Here is a 16028-nt window from a genome sequence, read left to right as displayed (position 1 = left end):
CCGATTGAGTGCGTAATGTGATAATTATCACAATCTCGCTAAATTTTCTCAGAAACTATCCACCAGACTAGGTGGTATCCCTGTTGTTTTTGTATTTATAGTGTGTGTAACGGTAACCACCGTATTTGTAGCTGCTGCTGCCCGCATGGCGCCGGGATAAGTCCATAGCATTCAAAATTACGCCATTGGCCGAGCAGCCCGCGTGCGCCAGTCTTCTGACGCTTTCGTTCAATTCGCCCAGGTGCGTCTTTTCGGCCCGGGCAACGAGCAGAAGAGAGCCTGCGAGCGGGGCCACCGATGCGGTGTCCGCCGCCACCAGCACCGGCGCGGTATCGATAATCACAAGGTCGTAATCCGGCGAAAGCTTTTCCAGGATCTGGGAAAAAGAATCGCTCATGAGCAATTCGGCCGGATTGGGCGGCAGCATGCCGGTCGTCATGACGTCCAGGTTCGGCAGGATCGACGAGCGAATGGCTTTTTCGAAGCCGAGCGTGCCGGCAATCAATTCCGAAAGGCCGGACGAGCGCGAAAGGGAGAAGAACTGATTGACCCGGCCCTTGCGCAGGTCGGCGTCGATCAGCAGGACCTTCTTTCCTGACGCAGCGGTGATGGCCGCGAAATTGACCGAGACGAAGGTCTTCCCGACTCCCGGCGTCGCGCCGGAGATGAGCAGGCGGTTGTTGGGCGCTTCCAGCATGGCGAACTGCAATGCGGTCCGCAGGCTGCGCAGGCTTTCGACCGCGGGATCCTCCGATTGCTGGAGCGCGAGAATGTGCATTCCCGGCGCCCTGCTCTCGATGTTCTTGTCGATCGTGCGCTGGGCCGGGCTCAACGGGATGCTGCTGTACACGTTGAGGCCCGTGTGCATCTCGATCTCGCTCGGATTGCGGATGCCGCCGAACAGCGAGTTCTTGGCAATGGCGAGCACGACGCCGGCCCCCAGGCCCAGCAGCAGCGCCAGGACGATGATCAGCGGCCGCTTGGGCCAGACGGGCTCCTCGGGAATGATGGCGTCGTCCAGCAGGCGCACGTTGCCGACCTTGCCTTCCTTGGCCAGCCGCATCTGCAGCGAGCTGTTCAGGAGCGACACATAGAGGTCGGTGTTGACCTTGATGTCGCGCTGCATCTGAACGGTGTTCTGCTGCAGCAGCGGCATCTTGCGGATGCGCGAATCGACCGCCGAGATCTGGCTCCGCCAGGCCGAAATCTGCGCGTCCAGCGTCTGGAGATTCGGGTGCTTGTCGGTGAAGCGCGCCGAAAGCTCCCGCCGCTTCTGTTCGGCTTCGAGCAGCTTGGACTGCAGGTCGACCGTCTGGGCCAGCGCATTCTTGGCCTCGTCGTCGAGGCTGACGGTGCCGTTCTCGTTTCGATAGCGGTTGTAGAGGTCTTCGGACTGCTCGAGCTGCTTCTTGAACTGCGGCAGCGCGGTGTCCAGGAAGCCCAGGGTCTTCTCGGCCTCGGCAGCCTTGCGCTCGATGTTCTGGCGCACATAGAGCCGCCCGATTTCATTGAGCAGCTGCGTCAGCTTTTCCGGATCCGGGCTTTTCAGGCTGACGTCGAGAACGCCGGACTGCTTGCCTTTCTCGACGACCTTGAGGTTGTCCTGCAGCGACAGCAGCGCCAGTTGCCTGGAGTTGCGGGCCAGCTGGAACTGCGCGCCGGGCTTGGCACTGATGGAGCTGACCAGCAGCCGGAGGCTGCCGCCCGGAACGTTGGCCACGAGCGGGGTTCCGACGGTGCCCTTGAGCGGCGTRTCGACGTTGGGAACGAGCAGTTCGTAGCGGTTGTCCGGCCCGAGGGTCAGCATGAACGGCTTCGCTTCGAGCTCCGCGGGGACGTCGAATTGCGGAACCATGATCGCCTCGGCCCCCGCCACGTAGCCGGAAAGCCCCATGAAGCCCGGGTTCGACAGCTCGGTGGCGCGCCGCGCGAGCCAGCTGCCCACGATGGGTGCATAGCGCGGCTGCGCGCTGATGTACAGCTTGGTGTTCTCCACCGCCTGGCCGAGGATGGCGCGCGACTTGATGATCTCGATCTCGCCCGCGGCCGGCGTCTTCACGCTCAGCAGCGACGACGCCGCATCGCCCAGGAAGCTGCCTGCCGAATTGCCGGAGTCCTCGACCTGCACGGCCACATTGGTTTCGTACATCGGCTGCCCGAAAAGGGCGTAGGCCATGCCAAGCAGCAGGGCCACGGCAACCACGATGGCAATGAACCACCGGTGGTCGATCAGGATGTCCAGGTACTCGACGAGTTTGAACCCGTCGTTCTCCTCTTCCAGCGCGGGCATCGGCAGGGCGGCTTGCTGGGGTGCGTTCATGTCGGTTGCTGCTCAGGTTTTGTAATTTTCAAAATGCGGTCGATCCACGTCCTGGCTCCCACGTCGATGAGCGCCAGGGCATGCTCGAAGGCCGCCTCGTCCTGTTGGTAGGGATCGGGCACGTCCTGCTTGGCGGCCTCGGCAATGCGAAAGACCTTGCCGCGCACGAAGGGGTAGGCCGACTCGAGATGGCGGCGCTGCGCCATGTCCATGACAAGGATCAGGTCCGCCTGCCGGCACAGCATCTGGTTCACCTGCTGCGCCAGGTGGCCGGAAATGTCGATGCCGCGCTCCTGCATGAGCTTTTGCGCCATCGCGTCGGCCGGCTTGCCCACGAGAGCGCCGGTGCCGGCCGACACCACGCGAAGATGCGGCAGGCCCGCGGCCAGGATGCCTTCGGCCATCGGGCTGCGGCAGATGTTGCCGATGCAGACTGTCAGGACGGATTTCATCTGTGGCGGCTCCAGACCTCGTCGCCGGAATTGATCACTTGCGCAGCCGGCAGGATCAGGCTGGCCAGGCGGTTCCAGGTGACCAGCGGCACCGAATCGATGTAGACGACGTCGCGCGGCTGCAGCGGGAAGCGCTCGGCCAGGCCCAGCGCCGCCGGGTTCCTGGCGTTCAGGTGGAAGATGGCCGGCAAGCCCCGCGCGTTGTTGCGGATGACGTAGATCTGGCCCGTGTTGGCCGAAGTCAGGTTGGGGCCGCCGGCCTCGCCCAGCGCCTCGTTGAGGCTGAGCCGCCCGTTGTGCATGAGCAGCGCCGACGGACGGGCAATTTCGCCCATCACGAACACCTTGCTCTCGTCGCGGTGCCGCACCTGGACCACGTCGCCGTTGCGCAGCGGAATCCTGCTGGCGTCGGCGCCCAGGTCCTGCAGGTTGGGCAGGTTGATGAGCGTGGTCTTGTCGCCGCGCGTGAGCGTCACGAATGAGCGGTCGCCATTGGCGGTGATGCCGCCGGCCCGGCTCAGGGCTTCGGCCAGCGTCATCGGCACGTCGGTGAAGATCTGCAGCCCCGGGTTGCGCACTTCGCCCTCGACGAAGGCGCGCCGGCTTCGGAAGGACTGGATGCGCACCGTGACCTGCGGAGCCTTGATGTAGGTGGCGATGCGGTCGGCGATGAGATCGGAGGCCTCGATCTCGGTCAGCCCCTGGAGCTTGACACGGCCGATGTAGGGGAAGGTGATCTGCCCGTCCGCGCCGACGATGAAGCCGGGCGCCACGCTGATGCCCGTCGGGTCGGCCTGCTGCGTAATCACCGCACCGGCATTCGGCAGCAGTTCCGGGTGGTCATAGACGATCACGCCCACGACGTCGCCCGGGCCGATGGTGTAGACCGGCGATTCGCCGAAGAGCGCTTTCACCTCCGCAGGAACCGCGGCCGGCTGGGACTCGGCCATCGTGCGGATCAAGGCCGGCGAGATGGACGTGATGACGCCATCCGGCGCACCGTCGGCCGGCAGGTACTGGAACTCCGGCGGCAGGCTCTGGTCCGCCTCGTAGGCGCCCATGGAATTGAAGCCCGGTGCGCAGCCCTGCAGCAATAACGCGCCCATTAGGGCAAAACCCCACCCCTTCGGGTTCACGAAGCGTGTCAAATTGATCCCCATTGCACAAATTGGTTTTCAGCAGCCGCGATTCATATGCAAGGCCCGAGCCCAGTTGATATTGGGCGGGACTTTTTTTGCCGCGGTTTGTCAAAGCAAAGCCCGCGCATCGTGGACAGGCGGGCTGGAGCGAATTGTCGCTGCCCGCACATCGACCCATTTCCGTTCAATAGATGCAAAAAATGTGTCTATATGCGGATTAACCCAGAGCTCGATGGGGTTATCCCTGAGATCAATGCCTGAAGTGCCTCTTTCATTGGGAAAAAGGGCTTCGATGGCACGCTTGCAACTGTGTCCTGCAGTTTGCAAATGTGAACTATCAATTAACCGGCTGCGCGGAGCAATTGTGGCGCTCCGGCCACAAATCTTCCGCCTCAATCGCTTGGTGAAAAGCTTTGCTCTTTTGTAAGGAACTGTGTGCTGTTGGCAGGCTGACGCACGGCCCTGCGGTTCTGCAGGAGATCGGCACGGGTGAACGGGCGCTCGATGCCCGCCATCCACGCGGCAAGCGTTTCCAGCGCGTCCTGTGTGGGTGCAGGCCGCCCCACTATGAAAAAGAGGAGCGGCAGCGCCATCGCCAAGGTGAGCCAGCGGGGTGTCCTGACCAACATGGACTGGTGCCAATGCAACAGCAAAAAGCTTGCGCTTACAACTGTTCCAAGCATCGCACCCGTGACGACCTCTGCGGTGGAGTGAACTTCGAGGGCCAGGCGCGACACGCCGATGAAGACGCCCCATACCCATCCCGATACCGCAGCCGCCATGCGCACCTTTGGTGCGCGGCGCCGCGCCGCCAGCCAGAAAACGACCGGCCAGACGCTGGTTGCCAGCGCGGTATGTCCGCTGAAGCCGATGAAATCGAAATGGGCGCTGCCAATGCCCCAGCCCATGAACAGAAGCTTGGACAGCATCACGATGAAACCGCAACCGCCGAATAGCAGCGTCCACCGCACCGCCGCCGGGCGCGTGCCGCGGTCGATTGCGAGCCAAATAGCAATTCCCAATGCGGTGGGCAACAGGAAGCCGCTGTCACCGAAGCCGGTGGCAATTAACCAGAAATTATTCATTAACGTGAAATAAGTGCGCTTTTCTATTGCTTCGCCATCGCCGGCCGGAGCCGTTCCGAAGGCATACTTGCGGCACCTTCAACACCAGCGCTCCTGGAGCATATTGAAATCATGAGCATCCTCAGTGAGTTCAAGGAATTTGCCGTCAAGGGCAACGTGATCGATCTCGCAGTCGGCGTGATCATTGGCGCAGCATTCGGGAAGATCGTCGATTCGATCGTTGCCGACATCATCATGCCGGTCGTCGGGCTGGTGTTCGGCAAGCTGGATTTCTCTAACCTGTACGTGGTGCTGGGCACCGTGCCGGCGGGGGTCGCCAACAACCTGGCCGACCTCAAGAAGGCCGGCGTGCCGGTGCTGGCCTATGGCAACTTCATCACCATCGCGGTCAACTTCGTGATCCTTGCCTTCATCATCTTCATGATGGTCAAGCAGATCAACAAGCTGCGCAAGACGCATGCCGAGGCGCCTGCGGCACCGGTGGCACCGCCGGAGGACATCGCCCTCCTGCGCGAAATCCGCGACAGCCTGAAGCGCCCCTGAGCCGCCCTCGCGCGCCTTCCTGATCAGGCGCCCGCCAAGGTTCTGGCCATGCGTAGCGCCTCGACGAGGCTCGACGCATCGGCCCGGCCGGTGCCTGCAATATCGAATGCGGTGCCGTGGTCGGGGCTGGTGCGCACCAGCGGCAGGCCCAGCGTCACGTTCACGCCCTTCTCCACGCCAAGGTACTTGACCGGGATCAGGCCCTGGTCGTGGTACATCGCAATCACCACGTCGAACTCGCCGCTCCCCGGCACCCCGGGCTTGGCACGCGCGCGCATGAAGACGGTGTCGGGCGCATAAGGCCCGTGGGCATCGATGCCTTCGGCAAGGGCGGCCGCAATGGCCGGCGCAATGATGTCGCGCTCTTCGGAGCCGAACAGGCCGCCCTCGCCCGCATGCGGATTGAGGCCGGCCACGCCGATGCGCGGCGCCCGCCCGAGCATGCGCTGCAAGGCGCGGTGGGTGATGCGCAGCGTCTCCAGCACGCTGCCGAAGCTCACGGCCGTGATGGCGTCGCGCAGCGACATGTGAATGCTCACCAGCACGGTGCGCAGCTCGTCGTTGGCCAGCATCATGCGCACCGGCATGCCGTCCACCGCGAGGCCCGCGTGCGCAGCGGCCTCGGCCTGCAGCAGCTCGGTATGGCCGGGATAGGGAAAACCGGCCGCGGCCAGTGCTTCCTTGTGCAGCGGCGCCGTGACGATGGCGGCGATCTCGCCACGCAAGGCGGCGCGCGCAGCCCAGACCACGCAGTGGCCGGCCACGCGGCCGGCTTCGGCACTGATGCGGCCCGGCACGATGTCTTCCGCCGGCGCGGCCACCACCTGCAGCACCGGGATGCAGCCCGGCGGCACCGCGGCCGCTTCGGCAATGCGCTCGATCCGCGCCACCGGCCAGGCGGGTTGCCCCGGCGAGGCCAGCGCCTGCGATGCCCGGCGCATCGCGGCCACGTCGCCGGCCACGAACGCGCCGCGCGTGGCGTCGGGCGCCTGGCGGAAGGCCTTGGCGATGATTTCCGGGCCGATGCCCGCGGGATCGCCCAGCGTGATGGCGAGGGGAGCGTGGCCGTTCATCGGAATACCTTCGCCCTGGCGGGCTGCGGCGCGAGCTTGCTTGGGGTGGCCCGGCGCTGCGTTCATGCCGGATTGTCGATGTCGATGAACTCGTGCTTCAGCCCGAGCTGGGCCGCCACGTGCCCGGCCACCGCCTGCGCGCCGTAGCGCTCGGTGGCATGGTGGCCGCAGGCCAGGAAGGCGACGCCCATCTCGCGGGCGTAGTGGGCCTGGGGTTCGGAGATCTCGCCGGTGATGAAGGCGTCGGCCCCCGCCGCAATGGCCGCCTCGAAGTAGCCCTGGGCGCCGCCCGTGCACCACGCGACGTTCTTGATCGGGCGGTGCGCCGTATCCACCAGGGTGACAGGCCGCTTCAGCACCTTCTCCGCGTGTGCGGCCAGTTCCTTGGCGCTGGCAAAGGCTTCCCCGTTGTCGCGCGCGCCCAGGAAGCCCAGCTCCTGCTCGCCGAAGCGCCCGGTCGAGCCCGCATGGGCGAGCAGGCCGAGCTGCAGGCCGAGCTGTGCGTTGTTGCCCAGCTCCGGGTGCGCATCGAGCGGCAGGTGATAGGCAAAAAGGTTGACGTCGTCGCCCAGCAGCAGCCCCAGGCGCTGCTTCATCCAGCCGGTGACGCAGCCGTCCTGGCCGCGCCAGAACAGGCCGTGGTGCACGAAGATCGCGTCGGCCTCGGCATGGATGGCGGCCTCGATGAGCGCGCGGCTCGCCGTGACGCCGGAGACGATCTTCCGCACCACGGTGCGGCCCTCGACCTGCAGGCCATTGGGTCCGTAGTCCTTGAAGCGCGACGGCGCAAGGAGCAGGTCGAAGGCATGCAGCAATTCATGGCGAGTGGTGCTCATCGCGCCATTGTCGCGCTCCCGATGCCGTCGCGCATCGCATGGCCGCGCGCCGCCAATGGCCACAGGGCCAGCACGAAGCCCAGCCCGGCCAGCACGGCGACGTAGTGCGCCGGCGCCATGGTGTCGTGCTGCAGCCAGAGCGTGAGGATCACCGGCGTGAGGCCGCCGAACACCGCATACGACATGTTGTAGGCAAACGAAAGCCCCGTGAAGCGCACCGGCGCCGGAAACGCGCGCACGCCGGCGATCGGCACGGTGGCGATGGTGCCCACGAACAATCCCACCAGGCCGTAGTGCCAGAACAGCGTGGCCGGCGTGCCGGGCAGTCCCGTGTAGAAAAGATAGGCCGTTGCGAACAACCCGCCCCATCCGATGAGCATCACGGCACGCGTGCCGATGCGGTCGCTGGCCCAGCCGGCCAGCACGCAGCCGATGGTCAGCGTCAGCGTGGCCAGGGCGTTGGCTTCCAGCGCCAGCGCTGCCGGAATGTGGTGCACCTTCTGCAGGTAGGTGGGCGTGTAAAGCACCACCACCACGATGGCGGCCGACAGCACCCAGGTCAAGAGCGCCACGTAGACGCTGGCCGCGCGGTGCTCGCGCAGCACGGTGCGCAGCGGCAGCTCGCGGGCCACCGTCCTGCGGCCTGCCAGTTCCTTGAAGACCGGCGTCTCGTGCAGGAAGCGGCGCAGGTACACCGAGACGAGGCCGAACACCCCGCCCAGCACGAAGGGAATGCGCCAGGCGAAGCCGCTCACCTCCGCCGGCGAATAGTGGCGGTTGATGGCCACGGCCACCAGCGAGCCCAGCAGGATGCCGCCCGTGATGCCCGAAGTCAGCGCGCCGATGCCGAAGCCGTAGCGCTGCGCCGGCACGTGCTCGCCGATGAAGACCCAGGCGCCCGGCATCTCGCCGCCGATGGCCGCGCCCTGCAGCACGCGCATCGCGAGCAGCAGCAAGGGTGCGGCGATGCCGATGCTCGCGTAGGTGGGCAAGAGGCCGATGACCAGCGTGGGCGCCGCCATCAGGAAGATCGACAGCGTGAACATGCGCTTGCGGCCGAGCAGGTCGCCGAAATGCGCAATGACGATGCCGCCCACCGGGCGGGCCAGGTAGCCGGCCGCGAAGATGCCGAAAGTCTGGAGCTGCCGCAGCCAGTCGGGCATGTCGGCGGGGAAGAAAAGCGCACCCAGCACGGTGGCGAAGAACACGTAGATGACGAAGTCGTAGAACTCCAGCGTGCCGCCGAGCGCGGACAGGGCCAGGGTCTTGTAGTCGCGCGCGTCGAGCGTGCGCGCCGGCACCGGCTGCGTGCCGTCCGGGGAGATTGCGTGAGAAGTCATGGCGGGCAGGGAGGTCGTTGCCGCGCGCCGGGGCCGCCGAGGGATGGGAAGCGGAAAATCGGCGCGCCGGCGAAACGCCTGGCCGCGTCCGCCGGATGGGCGGCGCGGAAGGCCGGAGCTCGGAGCCGTGTGGGCTCGCTGCGCGATGCTAAGGGTTATCCCTTATTGGCGCACGAGACCTTTGTCATTCTCGACCGCAGCGCGCGGTTTCTGGCGGCTGGGGGTTGAGGGACAATGGACCCGTCGGCGCCGCGTGGACGGCGCGTTCCCCCGTTTTATCTCAAGCTTCATGAAACGCACCTGGCTGCTCTTTGCCCAAGCCGTGACCGTCCTTTTGGCGGCCTACTTCGTTGTTGCCACGCTCAAGCCCGAGTGGATCAACCGCCGCGCCACCTCGCTGGGCGGCGTGGTCTCGATCGTCGAGGCGCCCGCGGGCGCCCCCGCGGTGCCGGCGGCCGGCAGCCTGAGCGCGGCCGCAAAGAAAGCCTCGCCGGCCGTCGTGAGCATCAACACCAGCAAGGCGGCGCAGCGCCATCCCCGCAGCAACGATCCGTGGTTCCGCTTTTTCTTCGGCGACCAGGGCGACCAGCCCCAGGTCGGCCTGGGCAGCGGCGTGATCGTGAGCGCCGAGGGCTACATCCTCACCAACAACCATGTGGTCGAAGGCGCGGACGAGATCGAGGTCACCCTCAACGACAGCCGCCACACGCGCGCCAAGGTGATCGGCACCGACCCGGACACCGACCTTGCCGTGCTCAAGATCGAGATGGACAAGCTGCCCGCGATCGTGCTGGGCAATTCCGACGAGCTCCAGGTGGGCGACCAGGTGCTGGCCATCGGCAATCCCTTCGGCGTGGGCCAGACGGTCACCAGCGGCATCGTCTCGGCGCTCGGGCGCAACCAGCTCGGCATCAACAACTTCGAGAACTTCATCCAGACCGACGCGGCCATCAATCCCGGCAATTCGGGCGGCGCGCTGATCGACGTCAACGGCAACCTGCAGGGCGTCAACACCGCCATCTATTCACGCTCGGGCGGCAGCATGGGCATCGGCTTCGCGATTCCCGTTTCCATGGCAAAGATCGTGCTCGAGGGCATCGTGAAGGACGGCCAGGTGCGCCGCGGCTGGATCGGCGTCGAGCCGAACGAACTCTCGCCCGAGCTGGCCGAGACCTTCGGCGTGAAGGCTGATGCCGGCGTCATCATCACCGGCGTGCTGCAGAACGGGCCGGCAGCCAAGGCCGGCATCCGGCCGGGCGACGTGATCACCTCGGTCGGCGAAAAGAAGACCGACAACGTGCAGGCCCTGCTGACCGCCGTGGCCGGCCTCAAGCCCGGCAGCACCACGCGCTTCGCACTGCAGCGCGGCACCGACAAGATGGAACTGGACGTGACGCCGGGCCTGCGGCCCAAGAGCCCGATGCGGCAGGTGCCGAACCAGCCCGAGTGAGCGCTCAGGAAGACGCCGACGAATCGGCGCTTTCTTTTTCTTCCTCTTCGGATTTCTTGGTGGTATTTGCGAAATAGCGCGCGCCGATGATGCCGACCTCGTAGAGCAGGCACATCGGCACCGCCAGCGCAAGCTGCGACACCACGTCCGGCGGCGTGAGCACCGCGGCCACCACGAAGGCCACCACGATGAAGTAGCCGCGGAAGGACTTGAGCTTCTCGATGGTGACCATCTCGAAGCGCACCAGCAGCATCACGACGATCGGCACTTGGAAGGCCACGCCGAACGCGATGTAGAGCGAGAGGATGGCCTCGACGTACGAGGAGATGTCGGGCGTGGCCGCCACCGCGGCCGGCGTGAACTTCTGGATGAAGCTGAACATCTTGTCGAGCACGAAGAACTGCACGAAGGCGATGCCCGCATAGGCCAGCAGGCTGCCGAAGAAGATCAGCGGCAGCGCAAAGCGCTTTTCATGGCTGTAGAGCCCCGGCGCAATGAACATCCAGGCCTGGTACATGAGCCAGGGCAGCGCCAGCAGCACCGCCGTCATCATGAGCACCTTGAGCGGCACGAAGAACGGCGAGAACACGCCAATGGCGATGAGCTTGGCGTCCGGCGGCATGTGTGCGCGGATCGGCATTGCGATCAGGTCGATCAGCCCGCCCGGGCCGGGCCAGATGGCAAGCAGGATGCCCGCGACCGCCAGGCCGTAGACGCAGTAGAGCAGCCGGTCGCGCAGCTCGACCAGATGTTGCACGAACGGTTGCTCGGTGCCCGCCAGCTCGTCTTCTGCGTCTTTGTTCTTGTTGTCGGAATCGGCCATTGGAAAGAGAAAAAGCAGGAGAAAAGCGTGGCTTCGGCCGGCGTGCGGCGCACGAGGAACGCGCTGGTGGGAAAGCCGCTAGTTGATCTTGTGGGGACGGAAGCGGGCGACGCGCGCGGCACCCGAGAGCGCCTTGGTGCGCACGCCGTTGCGCGCCTTGTACCACTGCGGCGTGGCGCCCTGCTTCAGGCGCCAGTTCTTGCGCGGGTGCCTGTATTCGGGCACCGCGGGCTCGGGTTCGGCCAGCGCCGAAAGCGTTTCGCCCGAGCCGGAGAACTGCTTCTCGAGTTCGCTGGCGCCGCTGTGGATGCTCTGCTCGACGTCCCGCGCGGCCTCTTCCACCGTGCCCTTCATCTTGCGCAGTTCGTCCAGCTCCATCGAGCGGTTGACTTCAGCCTTGACGTCGTTCACGTAGCGCTGCGCCTTGCCCAGCAGGGTGCCGACGGTGCGCGCCACCCGGGGCAGTTTTTCCGGCCCGATGACGATCAGAGCCACGACGCCGATGAGCGCCAGCTTCTCAATGCCGAGGTCGAGCACTTATGACCCGCGCTCAGGACTTCTGACGCGCTTCGACGTCGATGGTGGACTTGTCGCTGTTGGCCGGCTGGCCGGTCACCTGCGCTGCAGGAGCCGACGAAGCGGCGGGTGCATCGGTGGTGCTGCCGTCCTTCATGCCGTCCTTGAAGCCCTTGACGGCGCCACCAAGGTCGGAACCCATGTTCCGCAGCTTCTTGGTGCCGAAGATCATGACCACGACGAGCAGCACGATCAGCCAGTGCCAGATAGAAAAAGAACCCATGGAAGACTCCTAAGAATGTGTCCGATTTTAGTCGGGCTGAATGTGACAGTTCGGATTAATGGGATTCAGCCGCGCAGCCACGGGCGGGGGCCGCCCATGACGTGCACATGGAGATGGTGGACCTCCTGCCCGCCCTCGGCGCCGGTGTTCACGACGACCCGGTAGCCGCCCTCCGGATAGGGCCTGCAGCCCTGTTCCAGCGCGAGCCGGGGTGCCAGCGTCATGATCCGGCCCATCAGCGCGGCGTCGTCGGGCGTGAGCTGCGCCATCGAGGCGATGTGCCGCTTGGGCACCAGCATGAAGTGCACCGGCGCCCAGGGCGCGATGTCGTGAAAGCCGAACAGTTCGTCGTCCTCGTAGACCTTGCGCGAAGGAATCTTGCCTTCGATGATTTTGCAGAAGACGCAGTTCGGATCAGATGACATCTTTGGGTTCCATGGGACGGCTGCCGTTCATGCGGATCATGCCCTTCACGATCCGGTAGAGAAACCACAGCGAAATGAGGCTCCAGGCGATCCAGCCCGGCACGAGAAAGAGCAGCCAGAGCCACGAGGTCAGGATGTACAGCAGGCCCGCCCACAGCACCGAGCGGATGCGCCAGCTGAAATGCGTGGCCTGCCAGGTGCCGGCCGCGTCGTCGCGCTTGATGAAGTCGATCAAGAGCGCCAGCAGCAGCAGCGCCACCGAGGCCTGCGCCCCCGGCAGGACGGCGCCAATGGCCACGATCAGGTGCAGGATGTAGCTGATCCAGCCCCAGGTCTTGAGCGAGTCGTCGGGTTCCACGTTCACGATGTCGTTGGCCATGGGACGTCCTTTCAATCGTTGGATGCCTCGCGGGCCTGCGCCTTGCGCAGGGCTTTTTCCTCGATGCCGCTGGTGCCCTCGCGGCGCTCCAGCTCCGCGATCACCTCGCCGGGCGAGAAACCGTAGTGCGCCAGCGCCACCATGGTGTGGAACCACAGGTCGGCCACTTCGTTCACTATTTTTGTGCGGTCGCCGCCATGGTCGGCATCCTTGGCGGCCATGACCACCTCGGTGGCTTCCTCGCCGATCTTCTTGAGGAAGGCATCGGGGCCCTTGTGCAGCAGGCGCGCCACGTAGCTCTTGTCGGGGTCGCCGCCGCGCGCGGGCAGGCGGCTTTCGATGACCGCGGCCAGGCGTGCGAGGGCGTCCGAGGTGTTCACTGTGGCGGTCATTTGTAGATCGACTCCGGGTCTTTCAAGACCGGCTCGACCGCGTGCCATTGGCCCTTCTCGTATTTGCTGAAGAAGCAGCTGTGGCGTCCGGTGTGGCAGGCGATGCCGGGCTCGTGGCCGAGTTGGGTGACCTTGAGCAGCACGACGTCGTTGTCGCAGTCGAGGCGGATCTCGTGCACGGTCTGCACGTGGCCCGATTCCTCGCCCTTGAACCAGAGCTTGTTGCGCGAGCGGCTGAAATACACGGCGCGCCCGAGCTCGGCGGTCTTTTCGAGCGCCTCGCGGTTCATCCAGGCGAACATCAGCACGTCGTTGCTGCCCTGTTCCTGCGCGATCACGGGCACCAGCCCGTTCGCGTCCCATTTCACTTCGTCAAGCCAATTCATGGCGGGTATTGTCCCACCGCCGGGCGGCCCTGAAGCGGATCAGGTCCGAACCGGAATGCCCCGCGCAGCCATGCGGGCTTTCGCCTCGCCGACCGTGTGCTCGCCGTAGTGGAAGATGCTGGCGGCCAGCACCGCGTCGGCGCCGCCGGTCTGGATGCCGTCGGCCAGGTCGTCGAGGCTGCCCACGCCGCCCGAGGCAATCACCGGCACGTTGACGGCGTCGCTGACCGCACGGGTGAGCGCAAGGTCGAAGCCGCTCTTGGTGCCGTCGCGGTCCATGCTCGTGAGCAGGATCTCGCCGGCGCCGCGGCGCACCATCTCGGTTGCCCATTTGACGGCGTCCAGGCCGGTGTTCTTGCGGCCGCCATGGCTGTACACGTCCCAGCCCGCGCCGCGCGTGGCGGCTTCTTCGGGGCTGCGGCGCTTGGCGTCGATGGCCACGACGATGCATTGCGAACCGTACTTCTGCGAGGCGTCGTTGATCACCTGCGGATCGGCAATGGCCGCCGAATTGAAGCTGGTCTTGTCGGCGCCCGCGTTGAGCAGCCGGCGCACGTCGGCCACGGTGCGCACGCCGCCGCCCACGGTCAATGGAATGAAGACCTGCGAGGCCACCGCCTCGATGATCGGCAGGATCAGGTCGCGCCCGTCGCTGGTGGCCGTGATGTCCAGGAAAGTGAGCTCGTCGGCCCCCTGCGCGTTGTAGCGCGCCGCAATCTCGACCGGATCGCCGGCGTCGCGCAGCTCGAGAAAGTTGACGCCCTTGACCACGCGGCCGCCGGTGACGTCGAGACAGGGAATGATGCGTTTTGCGAGCATGGTCGGTCGTAAAGGGAAAAAATCAGGAAACGCGAAGCTGCTGCCAGCCCTGCCATTGGGCGCCGGGCGCGAGCAGCACCTGCTCGTCGATGCGCGCGGCCTCCACGCAGAGCATGTGCCTGTAGCCATCTTCGGGCATGTCGGCGAGTTTCGCACCGAGCACGGCGCCGGGGTTCCAGACCACGGTTTCGCTGCAGCTGGCGCTTTGCGCGATCTCGAGCGTGCCGCTCGGCTGCACCAGGCGCAGCGGCTTCGCGGGCGCGGCATAGACGCTGTCGAATTCGGCACTGAAATGCAGTGCCGGGGCCGTTTCCACGTGGCGGTCGTCGCGCAGCGAATCCCAGCGGTTGGCACCCTGCAGGCCTTCGAGGCGCACCTGCGCGATGTCGTCGACGCGCAGGTAGGTGTGCAGGGCGGCTGCGAAGCTGAACGGGCCATGGCCGGTATTGAGCAGCGTCAGCGCGGTGCGCAGCCGGCCCGCAGCCATGCCGATCTGCAGCCGCGCCTCGAAAGCGTGCGGCCAGAGCCTGCGCGTGGCCTCGCTGTCGCGCAGCCGCAGGGTCAGTTCGCCCGATGTGGCGTCGATACCCCGGTTCTCCCAAGGCAGATTGCGCATGAATCCATGCTTGGGCAACATGCCGCGCTGGTTGAACTGGGGGCAGCAGATGGGCATGCCGCCGCGGATCGCCGCCTGTCCGTCGAACACCGCAGAGGGGCTCAGGTAGAGCCTTTCCGTCCCATCGGCGGTGGTCCAGGAAAGCAGCTGCGCCCCGTGCAGCGCCACGGTGAAGGCACCGCCGTCGGCGCCGGCGGCACGAAGCGCGGGCTGGCCGCGGAACTCGATCGGGCTGATATCCATTGGAGAATTGTAGGCAGCGAAGTTCCGGGCACGGAATTGGCATTGGACACTTAAGGCTTCATTGCCGCCGCGCCGGCGCCGGTTGCGTACAGGGGACCTTCTTGGATACCCTTCGCTGCCGCGCAAGAACAGGGCGCCGGCCGATGTGCGCCCGCCCCAGAACCACACACACCCCGAAGGGACACCTATGAAGAGAAAACTGCCGGCCGCCGCCTGGATCCTGATCGCCATGGTGCTCGGCATCCTTGTCGGCTACATGATCTTCACGAGCTTTCCCGACAAGAAGGCCGCGGCGCAGATCGCAGGCTACGTGTCGATTGTGTCGGACGTGTTTCTGCGCCTCATCAAGATGCTGATCGGCCCGCTGGTGTTCTCCACGCTGGTGGTGGGCATCGCGCACATGGGCGACGCCAAGTCGGTGGGCCGGGTGTTCGGCAAGTCGCTGGGCTGGTTCCTCACTGCTTCGCTGATCTCGCTGGTCATCGGCCTGGTCATGGCCAATGTGCTGAAGCCCGGCGAGAACCTGGGCCTTCCGCTGCCGGACATCGGCGCTTCGGCCAACCTGGCGACCGCGAAGTTCACGCTCAAGGACTTCGTGAGCCACATGGTGCCGAAGTCCTTTGCCGAGGCCATGGCCAACAACGAGATCCTGCAGATCGTGGTGTTCTCGATGTTCTTCGGCGTGGCGCTCGCCTCGCTCGGCGACAAGGCCAGGACGCTGGTGGCCGCCATCGACGAACTCTCGCACGCCATGCTCAAGATCACCGGCTACGTGATGAAGCTGGCGCCGCTCGCGGTGATGGCCGCCATGGCCGCCACGGTTGCGACGAACGGCCTGGGCATCCTGCTCAAGTTCGCGGTCTTCATGGGCGACTTCTACCTGGGCCTGTTCGTGCTGTGGGGCGTGC

Annotated in this window: 19 protein-coding genes; 3 read left to right on the top strand and 16 right to left on the bottom strand. The window is 65.6% G+C overall.

Annotated elements, in window-relative coordinates:
• Positions 1-67 precede the first annotated feature (67 nt).
• The 4 genes from AC1DOC_RS01845 to AC1DOC_RS01830 all read right to left on the bottom strand — a co-directional run bounded on the left by AC1DOC_RS01845 (position 68) and on the right by AC1DOC_RS01830 (position 4996).
• Entirely contained in the window at positions 68-2320 is a 2253-nt protein-coding gene (locus AC1DOC_RS01845) for a polysaccharide biosynthesis tyrosine autokinase (RefSeq protein ID WP_478079113.1), read from the bottom strand.
• Positions 2317-2772 carry a low molecular weight protein-tyrosine-phosphatase gene (locus AC1DOC_RS01840; protein WP_012746339.1) on the bottom strand — a complete coding sequence of 152 codons (456 nt, stop codon included), beginning with the start codon at positions 2770-2772 and terminating at the stop codon, positions 2317-2319. Before AC1DOC_RS01840 ends, AC1DOC_RS01845 begins: the two co-directional genes overlap by 4 nt.
• Complete coding sequence (locus tag AC1DOC_RS01835) at positions 2769-3932, bottom strand: polysaccharide biosynthesis/export family protein (RefSeq protein ID WP_012746338.1); 1164 nt, start codon at positions 3930-3932, stop codon at positions 2769-2771. The genes AC1DOC_RS01840 and AC1DOC_RS01835 overlap by 4 nt, the downstream gene beginning before the upstream one ends.
• 371 nt (positions 3933-4303) lie before the next feature.
• Complete coding sequence (locus AC1DOC_RS01830; RefSeq protein WP_012746337.1) at positions 4304-4996, bottom strand: phosphatase PAP2 family protein; 693 nt, start codon at positions 4994-4996, stop codon at positions 4304-4306.
• 111 nt (positions 4997-5107) lie between these two features.
• Here AC1DOC_RS01830 and mscL point away from each other — a divergent pair, with 111 nt between their 5' ends.
• Positions 5108-5539, top strand: coding sequence for a large conductance mechanosensitive channel protein MscL (gene mscL / locus AC1DOC_RS01825; RefSeq protein ID WP_012746336.1), 432 nt, complete (start codon positions 5108-5110; stop codon positions 5537-5539).
• A 23-nt stretch (positions 5540-5562) separates the two neighbouring features.
• Here mscL and pdxA read toward each other — a convergent pair whose 3' ends face one another.
• The 3 genes from pdxA to AC1DOC_RS01810 form a co-directional block, all read right to left on the bottom strand.
• Positions 5563-6612 carry a 4-hydroxythreonine-4-phosphate dehydrogenase PdxA gene (gene pdxA / locus AC1DOC_RS01820; protein WP_478079120.1) on the bottom strand — a complete coding sequence of 350 codons (1050 nt, stop codon included), beginning with the start codon at positions 6610-6612 and terminating at the stop codon, positions 5563-5565.
• A 62-nt stretch (positions 6613-6674) separates the two neighbouring features.
• Entirely contained in the window at positions 6675-7448 is a 774-nt protein-coding gene (locus tag AC1DOC_RS01815; protein ID WP_018906512.1) for a Nif3-like dinuclear metal center hexameric protein, read from the bottom strand.
• Positions 7445-8788, bottom strand: coding sequence for an MFS transporter (locus AC1DOC_RS01810; RefSeq protein ID WP_018906513.1), 1344 nt, complete (start codon positions 8786-8788; stop codon positions 7445-7447). The genes AC1DOC_RS01815 and AC1DOC_RS01810 overlap by 4 nt, the downstream gene beginning before the upstream one ends.
• Before the next feature lie 289 nt (positions 8789-9077).
• Between AC1DOC_RS01810 and AC1DOC_RS01805 the strand changes: the two genes are divergently transcribed.
• The gene (locus AC1DOC_RS01805) at positions 9078-10238 is read left to right on the top strand and encodes a S1C family serine protease (protein WP_012746332.1); all 1161 of its coding nucleotides are present in this window, start codon (positions 9078-9080) and stop codon (positions 10236-10238) included.
• Between the two features lie 4 nt (positions 10239-10242).
• Here AC1DOC_RS01805 and tatC read toward each other — a convergent pair whose 3' ends face one another.
• The 9 genes from tatC to AC1DOC_RS01760 form a co-directional block, all read right to left on the bottom strand.
• On the bottom strand, positions 10243-11061 hold the full coding sequence (tatC, locus tag AC1DOC_RS01800; protein ID WP_012746331.1) for a twin-arginine translocase subunit TatC: 819 nt from the start codon (positions 11059-11061) through the stop codon (positions 10243-10245).
• A 78-nt stretch (positions 11062-11139) separates the two neighbouring features.
• Positions 11140-11598, bottom strand: a complete 459-nt coding sequence (tatB, locus tag AC1DOC_RS01795; RefSeq protein WP_012746330.1) for a Sec-independent protein translocase protein TatB — start codon at positions 11596-11598, stop codon at positions 11140-11142.
• Between the two features lie 13 nt (positions 11599-11611).
• Complete coding sequence (gene tatA, locus AC1DOC_RS01790) at positions 11612-11860, bottom strand: Sec-independent protein translocase subunit TatA (protein ID WP_012746329.1); 249 nt, start codon at positions 11858-11860, stop codon at positions 11612-11614.
• Between the two features lie 65 nt (positions 11861-11925).
• On the bottom strand, positions 11926-12285 hold the full coding sequence (locus tag AC1DOC_RS01785; protein WP_012746328.1) for a histidine triad nucleotide-binding protein: 360 nt from the start codon (positions 12283-12285) through the stop codon (positions 11926-11928).
• Positions 12275-12664 carry a DUF4870 family protein gene (locus AC1DOC_RS01780; RefSeq protein WP_012746327.1) on the bottom strand — a complete coding sequence of 130 codons (390 nt, stop codon included), beginning with the start codon at positions 12662-12664 and terminating at the stop codon, positions 12275-12277. The genes AC1DOC_RS01785 and AC1DOC_RS01780 overlap by 11 nt, the downstream gene beginning before the upstream one ends.
• Positions 12665-12675: 11 nt before the next feature.
• A complete protein-coding gene (locus tag AC1DOC_RS01775; protein WP_012746326.1) occupies positions 12676-13056 on the bottom strand; it encodes a phosphoribosyl-ATP diphosphatase in 381 nt (126 codons plus the stop codon).
• On the bottom strand, positions 13053-13451 hold the full coding sequence (hisI, locus tag AC1DOC_RS01770) for a phosphoribosyl-AMP cyclohydrolase (RefSeq protein WP_174545073.1): 399 nt from the start codon (positions 13449-13451) through the stop codon (positions 13053-13055). The genes AC1DOC_RS01775 and hisI overlap by 4 nt, the downstream gene beginning before the upstream one ends.
• A gap of 30 nt (positions 13452-13481) precedes the next feature.
• Positions 13482-14261 carry an imidazole glycerol phosphate synthase subunit HisF gene (gene hisF, locus AC1DOC_RS01765; protein WP_478079114.1) on the bottom strand — a complete coding sequence of 260 codons (780 nt, stop codon included), beginning with the start codon at positions 14259-14261 and terminating at the stop codon, positions 13482-13484.
• A gap of 22 nt (positions 14262-14283) precedes the next feature.
• A complete protein-coding gene (locus AC1DOC_RS01760; RefSeq protein WP_478079115.1) occupies positions 14284-15120 on the bottom strand; it encodes a D-hexose-6-phosphate mutarotase in 837 nt (278 codons plus the stop codon).
• Between the two features lie 187 nt (positions 15121-15307).
• Between AC1DOC_RS01760 and AC1DOC_RS01755 the strand changes: the two genes are divergently transcribed.
• On the top strand, positions 15308-16028 hold a 721-nt coding region (locus tag AC1DOC_RS01755; RefSeq protein ID WP_478129330.1), incomplete at its 3' end, for a dicarboxylate/amino acid:cation symporter.

Source organism: Variovorax sp. 01T439_2 (assembly GCF_056398445.1).
This window is presented reverse-complemented; position numbering and strand designations above follow the sequence as displayed.